This window comes from Allostella sp., from assembly GCF_041913585.1.
Lineage (GTDB): Bacteria > Pseudomonadota > Alphaproteobacteria > ATCC43930 > Allostellaceae > Allostella.
In genome coordinates, this window is record NZ_JAYSFE010000146.1 from 1 (window position 1) to 10,609 (window position 10,609).

General features: G+C 74.1%; 13 protein-coding genes. 5 read left to right on the forward strand and 8 right to left on the reverse strand.

Features of this window, described 5'->3' with window-relative positions; translation table 11 throughout:
• Nucleotides 1–7: 7 nt before the first annotated feature.
• Nucleotides 8–970, reverse strand: a complete 963-nt coding sequence (gene gshB, locus ACE3Q3_RS20605; protein ID WP_374449123.1) for a glutathione synthase — start codon at nucleotides 968–970, stop codon at nucleotides 8–10.
• Nucleotides 971–1,081: 111 nt separating this feature from the next.
• On the opposite strand from gshB, the gene ACE3Q3_RS20610 reads away from it, so the two are divergent.
• Genes ACE3Q3_RS20610 through ACE3Q3_RS20620 form a run of 3 tightly spaced genes read left to right on the forward strand, consistent with a single transcriptional unit; the run spans nucleotide 1,082 to nucleotide 3,175 of the window.
• Complete coding sequence (locus tag ACE3Q3_RS20610; RefSeq protein WP_374449124.1) at nucleotides 1,082–1,612, forward strand: winged helix-turn-helix transcriptional regulator; 531 nt, start codon at nucleotides 1,082–1,084, stop codon at nucleotides 1,610–1,612.
• Nucleotides 1,609–2,811: an MFS transporter gene (locus ACE3Q3_RS20615; protein WP_374449125.1), complete on the forward strand. Its 1,203-nt coding sequence runs from the start codon at nucleotides 1,609–1,611 to the stop codon at nucleotides 2,809–2,811. Before ACE3Q3_RS20610 ends, ACE3Q3_RS20615 begins: the two co-directional genes overlap by 4 nt.
• Before the next feature lie 4 nt (nucleotides 2,812–2,815).
• Nucleotides 2,816–3,175 (forward strand): hypothetical protein, encoded by a 360-nt coding sequence (locus ACE3Q3_RS20620; RefSeq protein ID WP_374449126.1) that lies wholly within the window; start codon nucleotides 2,816–2,818, stop codon nucleotides 3,173–3,175.
• 24 nt (nucleotides 3,176–3,199) lie between these two features.
• Here ACE3Q3_RS20620 and ACE3Q3_RS20625 read toward each other — a convergent pair whose 3' ends face one another.
• From ACE3Q3_RS20625 to rsmI, 3 genes are read right to left on the reverse strand one after another with little or no spacing between them, the layout of a single operon-like run.
• Entirely contained in the window at nucleotides 3,200–4,018 is an 819-nt protein-coding gene (locus ACE3Q3_RS20625) for a SirB1 family protein (protein ID WP_374449127.1), read from the reverse strand.
• Nucleotides 4,015–4,395, reverse strand: coding sequence for a YraN family protein (locus ACE3Q3_RS20630; protein ID WP_374449128.1), 381 nt, complete (start codon nucleotides 4,393–4,395; stop codon nucleotides 4,015–4,017). Before ACE3Q3_RS20630 ends, ACE3Q3_RS20625 begins: the two co-directional genes overlap by 4 nt.
• Nucleotides 4,392–5,306 carry a 16S rRNA (cytidine(1402)-2'-O)-methyltransferase gene (rsmI, locus tag ACE3Q3_RS20635; protein WP_374449135.1) on the reverse strand — a complete coding sequence of 305 codons (915 nt, stop codon included), beginning with the start codon at nucleotides 5,304–5,306 and terminating at the stop codon, nucleotides 4,392–4,394. Before rsmI ends, ACE3Q3_RS20630 begins: the two co-directional genes overlap by 4 nt.
• Before the next feature lie 77 nt (nucleotides 5,307–5,383).
• Here rsmI and ACE3Q3_RS20640 point away from each other — a divergent pair, with 77 nt between their 5' ends.
• The gene (locus tag ACE3Q3_RS20640; RefSeq protein WP_374449129.1) at nucleotides 5,384–6,595 is read left to right on the forward strand and encodes a penicillin-binding protein activator; all 1,212 of its coding nucleotides are present in this window, start codon (nucleotides 5,384–5,386) and stop codon (nucleotides 6,593–6,595) included.
• Nucleotides 6,592–7,206 (forward strand): HAD family hydrolase, encoded by a 615-nt coding sequence (locus ACE3Q3_RS20645; protein WP_374449130.1) that lies wholly within the window; start codon nucleotides 6,592–6,594, stop codon nucleotides 7,204–7,206. Before ACE3Q3_RS20640 ends, ACE3Q3_RS20645 begins: the two co-directional genes overlap by 4 nt.
• A 7-nt stretch (nucleotides 7,207–7,213) precedes the next feature.
• On the opposite strand, the gene ACE3Q3_RS20650 is transcribed toward ACE3Q3_RS20645, so the two are convergent.
• The 4 genes from ACE3Q3_RS20650 to rph form a co-directional block, all read right to left on the reverse strand.
• A complete protein-coding gene (locus ACE3Q3_RS20650; RefSeq protein WP_374449131.1) occupies nucleotides 7,214–8,185 on the reverse strand; it encodes a GGDEF domain-containing protein in 972 nt (323 codons plus the stop codon).
• A 57-nt stretch (nucleotides 8,186–8,242) separates the two neighbouring features.
• Nucleotides 8,243–9,421, reverse strand: a complete 1,179-nt coding sequence (gene hemW, locus ACE3Q3_RS20655) for a radical SAM family heme chaperone HemW (RefSeq protein ID WP_374449132.1) — start codon at nucleotides 9,419–9,421, stop codon at nucleotides 8,243–8,245.
• The gene (rdgB, locus tag ACE3Q3_RS20660) at nucleotides 9,418–10,044 is read right to left on the reverse strand and encodes an RdgB/HAM1 family non-canonical purine NTP pyrophosphatase (RefSeq protein ID WP_374449133.1); all 627 of its coding nucleotides are present in this window, start codon (nucleotides 10,042–10,044) and stop codon (nucleotides 9,418–9,420) included. Before rdgB ends, hemW begins: the two co-directional genes overlap by 4 nt.
• The coding region (gene rph / locus ACE3Q3_RS20665; protein WP_374449134.1) for a ribonuclease PH at nucleotides 10,044–10,609 on the reverse strand (566 nt) is incomplete at its 5' end. The genes rdgB and rph, both read right to left, overlap by 1 nt.

The window sequence follows — 10,609 nt, forward strand, 5'->3', positions numbered from 1 at the left end:
GGGCCGGTCAGACCGCGGGCCGGGCGCGCTCGCCGAGGCGGCGGTCGATCGCGTCCCAGATGTCCGCTTCGAGACGGACGCCGTCGAAGCGGTTGATCTCCTGGATGCCGGTCGGCGAGGTCACGTTGATCTCGGTCAGGTAGCCGCCGATGACGTCGATGCCGACGAAGACGAGGCCAGCCTCGCGCAGCGCCGGGCCGATGGCGGCACAGATCTCGCGGTCGCGCTCGGTCAGGGTCGCCTTCTGCGGCTTGGCGCCGGCATGCATGTTGGCGCGGGCCTCGCCCTTCTCCGGCACGCGGTCGATGGCGCCGCCGGGGACGCCGTCGACCAGGATGATGCGCTTGTCGCCCTGGCGCACCTCGGGCAGGTAGCGCTGGACGATGATCGGCTCGCGGTAGAGCTGGGTGAAGAGCTCGAGCAGGGCCGACAGGTTCTCGTCCTCGGGCCCGATGTGGAAGACGCCGGCACCGCCGTTCCCGAACAGCGGCTTCACGATGATGTCCTTGTGCTCGGCACGGAACGCCAGGACCTCCTGGCGGTCCGCCGTGATGAGCGTCGGCGGCATCAGCTCCGGGAAGTGGGTCACGTAGAGCTTCTCGGGCGCGTTGCGCACCCGCACCGGGTCGTTCACCACCAGGGTCTGCGGGTGGATGTGCTCCAGCAGGTGGGTGGCGGTGATGTAGGCCATGTCGAAGGGCGGGTCCTGGCGCATCAGGACGACGTCCATGGTGGCGAGGTCGATCGTCTCCCACGACCCGAAGCTGTAGTGGTTGCCCTTCTCGCGCCGGACCTGGAGCGGCCGGCAGCGCGCCACCACCCGCCCGCCGCGCAGCGACAGGTGCTGCGGCAGGTAATGGTAGAGCGCGTGGCCGCGACGCTGCGCCTCCAGCGCCAGCACGAACGACGAGTCGGCGTCGATGTTGATGGTCTCGATCGGGTCCATCTGGATGGCGACGGCGAGGCTCATGGGGGCGGCTCCGATAGGCGGGAGGCGGTGGGGAGGGCGGCGACTATAGCGACCGCGATTGACCACCGTCCATGCCGCCCCCTATAGTCACTTCCGAAACGGAAGTCACCCATGCGCTGGTCCGACATCGGCCACTCGAGCTGTTCCATCGCCCGGGCGCTGGCCATCGTCGGCGACCGCTGGACGATGCTGATCCTGCGCGAGGCGTTCTTCGGCGTGCGTCGCTACGAGGATTTCCAGCGCCTCACCCAGGCCTCGCCCCGGCTGGTCGCCGACCGGCTGGGCAAGCTGGTGGCCGAAGGCGTGCTGGAGAAGCGTCTCTACCGGGAGCGCCCGACGCGCCACGAGTACCGGCTGACCGAGAAGGGACGCGAGCTGCATCCGGTGATGGTGACCCTCAGCCTCTGGGGGCAGCGCTGGATGGGCGATCCGGCCCGGCCGCCGGTCACCCTCCGCCACCGTCCGGACCGCGGCTGCGGCCGGCCGACCCGGCCCGTGCTGGTGTGCCGCGAGTGCGGCGAGCCGGTCGGCGCCCACGACATCGCGGTCGAGTTCGGCGAGGAGTACGCGGACGAGCGCGCCGCCCTCGCCGGCCCGGCCCAGCAACCGGGGCGGCCGCCGCCCGAAGGAGTCGACCCATGAAAGCCGCCGAGGCCGGGCGCATCGCGATGGTGGTCATCGTCGCCGGCTGCCTCTTCAACATCTTCTCGTTCGGCCTGCGCACCGGCTACGGCCTCTTTCTCGAGCCGATGAGCGCCACCTACGGCTGGGGCCGGGAGGTCTTCTCCTTCGCTTCGGCCATCCAGAACCTGCTCTGGGGCCTGGGCGTGCCGTTCGCCGCCGCCGCCGCCGACCGCTGGGGAACGGCCCGGGTGCTGGCGCTGGGGGCGCTGCTCTATGGCGGCGGCACCGCCCTCATGCCGTTCGCGACCGAACCCTGGATGTTGACCGCCACCATGGGCGTCATGGTCGGCCTCGGCCTCTCCTGTGCCTCGTTCTCGATCGTCCTGGCGGCGCTCGGCCGCGCCGTGCCGGCCGAGCAGCGCACCTGGGCCTTCGGCCTCGGTACCGCCGCCGGATCGCTCGGCCAGTTCCTGATCGCCCCCGTCGAGCAACTGCTGCTCGGCCTCCTCGGCTGGAGCAGCGCGCTGGTCGCGGTCGGCGCCATGGCGCTCGTCATGCTGCCGCTCGCCTGGCTGCTGCGCGGCCGGCCCGCCCAGGTCGCGGGCCAGCAGTCCCTGGGCGAGGCGCTGCGGGAAGCGGGCAGCCACCTCTCCTACTGGTATCTCGTCGCCGGCTTCTTCGTCTGCGGCTTCCACGTCGCCTTCATCCTGACGCACCTGCCGCCCTACCTGAAGGATGTCGGCGTGCCGGCGTCGGTCGCCGGCTGGTCGCTGGCGCTGGTCGGCCTCTTCAACATCGTCGGCTCCTACACGGCGGGCGTGCTGGGCGGGCGGCGCAGCAAGAAGTGGCTGCTGAGCCTCATCTATCTCGGCCGCGCCGTCGTCATCACGGCGTTCGTGCTGACGCCGCCGTCCACCGCCTCGGTCCTGGTCTTCGCCGCCGCCATGGGCCTGCTGTGGCTGTCGACGGTGCCGCTGACCTCCGGCCTCGTCGCGCTCATGTTCGGGCCGCGCTACATGGCGACGCTGTTCGGCATCGTCTTCTTCAGCCACCAGGTCGGTGCCTTCATCGGCGTCTGGCTCGGCGGCCGGATCTACGACGCGACCGGCAGCTACGACCTCGTGTGGTGGTTCGGGGTGGCGCTCGGCGTCTTCGCCGCGCTCGTCCATCTGCCGATCGCCGAGCGGTCGGCGCGGCTGGCGCCCGCCCTGCGCTAGGCCGATGGCGTCGGCGGCACGGCCGCACCGGCTGGCGGCCGGCATCGCCGGTGCCGTCCTGGCCGCCTGGGGGGCCGGCACGGTGCTCCTCCTGACGGCGGGGGCGCTGCCGCCGGAGCGCGCCGGCACGGTGGCGGTGCTGTTTCCGCCCGCGACGGACGGGATGGCGGCGCTCGCCGCCGTCGCCGCCGCCGACGGGGCGCTGGTGCGGACGACGGTGCTGCCCAACCTCGTCATCGCGGACGGGCGCGAGCCCGGCTTCGTCGGCCGGCTGCGGCAGGCGGGCGCGCTCGCCGCCTATCCGCCGCTCGACATCGGGTTTCCGACGATCGGCGGCTGCACCGGGCTGCCGGCCCCGCGCTGAGGCGAGGTCGGGCCGGCCCCGGCCTCAATGCAGGCGCTGGCGCAGCGCCTGCATCTGTGCCGCCAGCCGGTGCCGGGCGCCGCTGTCCGCGGTGCGGTCGAGGGCCGCGGCAAGCGCGTCCAGCGCCGCCCGCAGGTTGCCGAGATGGGCGTGGAGCAGGCCGGCCTCGTGCCACAGACCGCCCTCGTCCGGTGCGAACAGCAGCATCGCCTCGAGCGCGGCCAGCGCGCCCGCGGCGTCGCCGCCCTGCATCCGGCGCAGCTTGACGTTGTTGTGCAGGCGCAGGAGCACCGACCGGCGGGCGACCGGGGCGTAGTGCTCCGGCTGCAGTTCCTGGTCCGCGCCCGCCATCGCCTTCAGCAGGCGCCGGAGTTCCGCCGCGTCGCAGATCCGCCCGCCGTGGAAGGGGTCGACCACGGCGCGCCCCCGCTCCCCGGCCACCGCGATGACGAAATGGCCGGGAAAGGCGAGGCCGTCCGCCGGCCACCCGACCCGCTGCGCCGTCTCGAGGTAGAGGATGCCGAGCGCCACCGGCAGCCCCTTCCGGCGATCCACCACCCGGATCAGGTTGGCGTTCTGCAGGTCGTCGTAGGTCAGGACATCGCCCTGGTAGCGGTGGCGGACGGCGATCGCGGTGGCGAGTGCGGCCGCGCGCTCGGCGGCGTCGCCGCCGGCGGGCGCGACCGCCAGTGCCAGTTCGTCGAGATGCGCGCGGTAGCGGTCGAGCGGCACCTGCGGGCGATCGATCGCGGCCAGCGCCAGCGCCGCCTCGCCGAGCGGAAACTCGGCGTCGGCGACCGCGGCCAGCGACCGAAGCCGGGCGCGCGCCTCCGCCGCCGTCATGGCCGCCAGGCGTCCGGCAGGTGGCGGGGCAGCCGTCCCGGGCTCGCCAGGACGAGGTCGAAGCGCACGTCGAGCGGGTGGAGGTCCGGCCGGCCGGCGAGATATTCCGCCGCCGCCCGGCCGATGCGCGCCGGGCCGCGCCCCGTCGCCGCCTGCGCCGCCCGGTCGCGGTCCTGGCGCAGCTTGACCTCGACGATGGCGAGCGTCCGGCCGCGGCGAGCCACCAGGTCGATCTCGCCGCTGCGGCCGCGCCAGCGCCGTGCCAGGATGCGGTAGCCCTTGAGCCGGAGCAGCCACGCGGCCCAGGTTTCGGCCCGGCGGCCGCGCCGCTCGGCCTGTCCGCGGCGCCCTGCGGCCGTCCGGGGCGGACGGGTCACGGCGACGGTTCCCCGGCCTGGAGGGCGAGCGCGCGGGCATAGACCTCGCGGCGCGGCAGGCCGGTCTCGGCGGCGACGAGCGCGGCGGCATCCCGGACCCGCATGGTCGCGAGCGCGGTCCGGAGACGGCGGTCGACGGCGGCGGCGTCGACCGGCGCGGCCGCCAGCGGCGGGCCGACGACGACGACGATCTCGCCGCGCGGGGGCCCCGCATCGCGATAGTGCGCCGCGAGTTCGGACAGCGGTCCGCGCCGCACCTCCTCGTGCAGCTTGGTCAGTTCGCGCGCGACGGCGGCCGGGCGATCCCCCAGCACGGCCGCCATCTGCGCCAGACTGTCGGCCAGCCGCGGCGCCGTCTCGAAAAAGACGAGCGTCGCCGGCACCGCCGCCAGCTCGGCCAGCTCGGCCGAACGCGGGCCGGCCTTGGCGGCCAGGAAGCCCGCGAACAGGAATCGGTCGCTGGGCAGGCCGGAAAGGACGAGCGCCGCCAGCGGTGCCGATGGCCCCGGAAGGGTGGTGACGGCGATGCCGCTGTCGATGCAGGCCCCGACCAGACGGTAGCCGGGATCGGACACGAGCGGCGTGCCCGCGTCCGACACCAGCGCCACCGCCGCGCCCTCGGACATGCGGCGCAGCAATTGCGGACGCATCCGTGCCGCATTGTGGTCGTGATAGGGCACGAGCGGCGCCGTGGCGCCGAGGCTGCGGACGAAGGGGCCGGACACGCGCGTGTCCTCGCAGGCGATGAGGTCGGCCGCGCGCAGGGCCTCGATCGCCCGGAGCGTGATGTCCCCGCGGTTGCCGATCGGCGTCGCGACGACGTGGAGGCCGGGCGGTAGCCTGCCGCTCGGTGGCGCCGGCGGGAGCAGCTCCGCCCCCTCGTCCGGTTTACTTGCGGCAGCCCCGTCGATAGGCTCGGACGCTCCTTCGTCCCCAGCAGGGAGTGTCGCCCGTGCGCGCCGCCCGCCTCCTCCCTTCGACCGGTCCGATGATTGCGGCATGTGTCGCCTTCGCCCTGTCGCTCGCCGCCTGCGCGCCCACCGTACGGGAGCCGGCACCCCGGCCGCAACCGGCGGCCCGCGCCGTGGCGCCGCCGCCGCCCGTGATCGAGGCGCCGCCGCCCGTGGCGGCGCCGGCGCCGGCGGTCCGGCAGCCGACGCGCGGCGCCAATCGGGTGGCGTTGCTGCTGCCCCTTTCGGGCCAGCATGCCGCGCTCGGCGGCGCCATGCTGGAGGCTGCCCAGATGGCCGTGCTCGATGCCGGCTCCGCCGCGGGACAGCCCGGGATCACGCTCGTCCCGGTCGATACCGGCGGTACCGCCGAAGGCGCCGAGGCGGCCGCGCGGACGGCGACGGAGGAGGGGGCCGGCCTCATCCTCGGCCCGCTCTTCTCGCACGAGGTCCGCGCCGCGGCCGGACCGGCGCGGGAACGCGGCGTCGCGATCATCGCCTTCACCAACGATGCCGAAGTCGCGGCGGAGGGCGTCTTCGTCATGGGCCTGCTGCCGGGCGCCCAGGTGCGGCGCGTCGTCGCCGAGGCGGGGGCCGGCGGCGGCAAGCGGTTCGCCGTGCTGGCCCCGGCCTCGCCCTACGGCCAGCGTGGCGTCCAGGCGGCGGAGGAGACGGTGCCGCTCACGGGCGGCCGGGTCGTCGCGGTCGAGTTCTACGATCCGGGCGGGGCCGACGCCCAGGAGACCGCTCGCCGGCTCGCCCGCCAGCCGGCAGACTTCGTCGTGCTGCCGGAAGCGCCGCAGCGCGCGGTCACCCTGGCGCCGGTCTACGCCTACTACGAGAGCCGCGGGGCGCGCGCCCGCTTCCTCGGGACCCAGCTCTGGGACGATCCGGCGATGTGGCGCGAACCGGCCCTCTACGGCGCCTGGTTCGCGGCACCGCCGTCCGAGGCGCGCGCCGCCTTCACCGAGCGGTTTGCCCGCCTGCAGGGCCGGCAGCCGCCGCGCATCGCGACCCTGCCCTACGACGCGACGGCGCTGGCGGTGGCGCTCTCCCGGCGCCCCGGCGGACCGGACTTCTCGGTCGACGCCATCACCCAGCCCAACGGCTTCACCGGGGTCGAGGGCCTGTTCCGGTTCCGCCGCGACGGCCTGTCGGACCGGGCGCTGGAAGTGCTGGAGATCCGCCGCGGGCAGCCTCCGGCAATGGTCCGGCCGGCGCCCACCGCCTTCGACGAGCGCACGGGATGATCCCGGCGCAGCCCGACACCGTCGTGTTCGACCTGGGCGGCGTGCTCATCGACTGGAATCCGAGACATCTCTACCGCAAGCTCTTCCAGCAGGAAGAGGCGATGGAGGAGTTCCTGGCCGAGGTGTGCAACGGCGCCTGGAACGTCGAACAGGATCGCGGCCGCCCGTTCGCCGAGGCGACGGCGCTCCTCATCGCGCGTCACCCGGAGCGGCGGCCCATGATCGAGGCCTATTTCGGGCGCTGGAGCGAGATGCTGAACGGTCCCATCCACGGCACCGTCGCCGTGCTGGAGGCGCTGCACGAGCGCGGCGTGCCGCTCTATGCCCTGACCAACTGGTCGGCCGAAACCTGGAAGGTCGCGCGCCCGATGTTCCCGTTCCTGGAACGGTTCCGCGGCATCCTCGTCTCGGGCGAGGTCGGCCTCGTCAAGCCCGATCCCGCCATCTACCGGCGCCTCGCCGACGATTTCGCGATCGCGCCGGAACGGTCGGTCTTCATCGACGACTCGCTGCCCAACGTCCGGACCGCGGCCGACCTCGGCTTCCATGCCCACCACTTCCGCAGCCCCGAGGCGCTGCACCGGTTCCTCGGCGGCCACGCCCTGCTGTAGGCCGCGCTCAGTCGCCGAGACGGACCCGGTTGCGGCCCTCCCGCTTGGCGGCGTAGGCCGCGGCGTCGGCGCGTTCGAGCACCGGGTCGGCCGACCGCTCGTCGGGACGCAGCGCGCCGACGCCGAAGCTGGCCGTCACCCGGATGGCGCCCTCGCCCTGCGCCAGTTCGGCAGCTTCGAGCGCCGCGCGCAGCCGCTCGGCGACTTCTCCCGCGGCCGCCCGGTCGGCCTCCGGCAGCAGGATCGCGAACTCCTCGCCGCCCAGCCGGCCGGCGACGTCGACCGCGCGCAGGTGCCGGCGACAGACCGCCGCCACCGCCTGCAGGACCCGGTCGCCGGCCGCGTGGCCGTGGCGGTCGTTGATCGACTTGAAATGGTCGATGTCGAAGGCGATGCAGGCGAGCGGCCGGCCGGTCCGGGACGCCCGTGCCACTTCCCGGGCCGCCTCGGCGGCGAAGGCGCGCCGGGTCAGCAGCCCGGTCAGGCTGTCGGTCGTCGCCAGCCGGCGCAGTTCCAGCTCGTCGACGACGAGGCGCGCCAGATCGTGCAGGACGGCGAGCTGCTGCGGGGCGAGTTCGCGCGGCGCGTAGTCGACGGCGCAGAGCGTGCCGATATTGAATCCGTCCGGCGTGCGCAGCGGAACGCCGGCATAGAAGCGCACATGGGGATCGCCCAGGACGGCCGGGTGGTCGTGGAAGGTCGGATGGGCGAGCGCGTCGGCGACGATCAGCGCCGTGTCCTGCTCGATGGCGTGGCTGCAGAACGACGTCGCGCGCGGCCCTTCGGCGGCGTCGAGCCCGATGCGCGACTTGAACCATTGCCGGTCGCGGTCGATCAGCGAGATCAGGACGGTCGGCGTGCCGACGGCGAGCTGCGCCAGCCGGGTGATCCGGTCGAACGATTCCTCGGGCCCGCTGTCGAGGACGTCGTAGCGGTGGAGCGCGTCGAGGCGCGCCGCTTCGGCATCATATCTCGCCATGGCAATTCCCCCGCCTGCCACCCTTTCCGATCGCGCGACCCGGGACGGCTGCCGGCCTCACGACCGCGGCTCCGGCAGAAGCGCGGCCAGGACCGCATCCAGCCGCTGGCGCCCCGCCACGGTGGCCGCCAGCCGCGTCGTGTCCCGTTCCAGGAAGCCGCCACGGGCCAGCCGCTCGATGCGGGCCGGGACGATCCAGGCATCGAGCGGGGCCCCGGTTTCGCGCTCGACGCGGGCCAGGGGCACGCCCTCGGCGAGGCGCAGCCCCATCATCAGGAGCTCCGCCAGGCGCTCCGCCGGCGCGAGCGACTGTTCCTCGTCGAGACCGTCGCCCGTCGCCGCGACCGCCGCCAGCCACGCTTCGGGCGCCTTCTTCTGCCGCGTCGCCACCCGGCTCCGGTCGCGGGTCAGGCGCCCATGCGCCCCGGGACCGATGCCGACATAGTCGCCATAGCGCCAGTAGGCGAGGTTGTGCCGGCTTTCGCCGCCCGGACGGGCATGGTTCGAGATCTCGTAGGCGGCGAGCCCCGCGGCCCCCAGCACCGATTGCGTCGTCTCGTAGAGCAGCCCCTGCATCTCCTCGTCCGGAAGAACCAGGTCGCCGCGATCGTGCAGCACCGCGAACCGCGTCCCGGGTTCGATGGTCAATTGATAGACCGACAGATGGTCGCCCGCCAACGGTAGGGCCCGGCGCAGCTCCGACGCCCAGGCCTCCGGCGTGTGGCCGGGCCGCCCGTAGATCAGGTCGAACGACCAGCGCGGGAAGATGCGCCGCGCGATGGCGAGCGCCGACAGCGCCTCGCCGGCATCGTGCCGCCGCCCGAGGAACGCCAGCGCCGCGTCGTCGAGCGCCTGCACCCCGAGCGAGACCCGGTCGACCCCCGCCGCGCGGTATCCCGCGAACCGTCCCGCCTCGACCGAGCCGGGATTGGCCTCCAGCGTCACCTCGGGCGCCGACGCCAGCGGCCAGCGCGCCGCGATCCGGTCGAGGACCGCCGCCACCGTCGCGGGGTCCATCAGCGAGGGCGTGCCGCCGCCGAAGAAGACGCTGGTGACGACCCGGCCCGGCGTGCGGGCGGCGGCCGCGTCGATCGCCGCCTCATAGGCCTGCCGCCACTGCGCTTCGTCGACCCGGTCGCGGACGTGGCTGTTGAAGTCGCAGTAGGGGCACTTCGAGACGCAGAACGGCCAATGGACATAGACCGCGAGAGCGCCCGGGTCGCCGACCTCCGTCATGCGCCGCGCCCGTCCTCCGCGAAGCAGGCCGCGACCAGTTGGCGGAAGGCGTCGGCGCGGTGGCTGATCCGGTGCTTCTCGTCGGCAGCCATCTCGCCGAAGGTGCGATCGGCACCGGCGGGAAGAAAGATGGGGTCGTAGCCGAAGCCGCGGTCGCCGCGCGGCGGGAACACGAGGCTGCCCGCGACGGTGCCGACGAAGGTCTCGACATGGCCGTCCGGCCAGGCCAGCGCGAGCGCGCAGACGAAGCGCGCGGCGCGCTCGGCCGTTCCCGCCAGCCGCTGCTCGATCTCGCGCATGGCGCGGCCGAAATCCTTGTCGGGGCCGGCCCAGCGGGCGGAATAGATCCCGGGCGCGCCGCCCAGCGCCCGTACCTCGAGCCCGGAATCATCCGCCATCGCCGGCAGGCCGGCGGTGCGGGCCGCGGCCAGCGCCTTCAGCTCGGCATTGGCGACGAAGCTCGTCCCGGTCTCCTCCGGCTCCGGCAGCCCGAGGGCGCCCGCCGACAGGACGGTCACGCCCCAGGGCCGCAGCAGCTCGTCGATCTCGCGCACCTTGCCGGCATTGTGGCTGGCGATGACGAGCCGCCCTGCACCGCCCCCGGCCTGGAAGCGCCGCACCATCAGGCCGCCTCGAGCGCCTGACGCTGATGGCGGACGAGTTCGCCGATGCCGTGGCGGGCGAGGCGGAGCATGGCCAGCAGTTCGTCCTCGTCGAACGGGGCGCCTTCGGCCGTGCCCTGGACCTCGACGATGCGGCCCGCGTCGGTGAGGACGAAGTTCGCGTCCGTCTCGGCGGCGGAATCCTCCTCGTAGTCGAGGTCGAGCACGGGCGTGCCGCGATAGATCCCGCAGGAGACGGCGGCGACGCCGCCGCGGATCGGGCTGGCGGGCAGCTTCCCGGCCGCGACGAGCCCGCGGCAGGCGACGGCGAGCGCCACCCAGGAGCCGGTCACCGCGGCCGTCCGGGTGCCGCCGTCGGCCTGGAGCACGTCGCAGTCGATCTTGATCTGCCGTTCGCCCAGCGCCGCCAGATCGACGACCGCGCGCAGCGACCGGCCGATCAGCCGCTGGATCTCCTGCGTCCGGCCGGACTGCTTGCCGCGGGCGGCCTCGCGGTCGGTCCGGGTGTGGGTCGACCGCGGCAGCATCCCGTACTCGGCGGTGACCCAGCCCTTGCCGCTGTTGC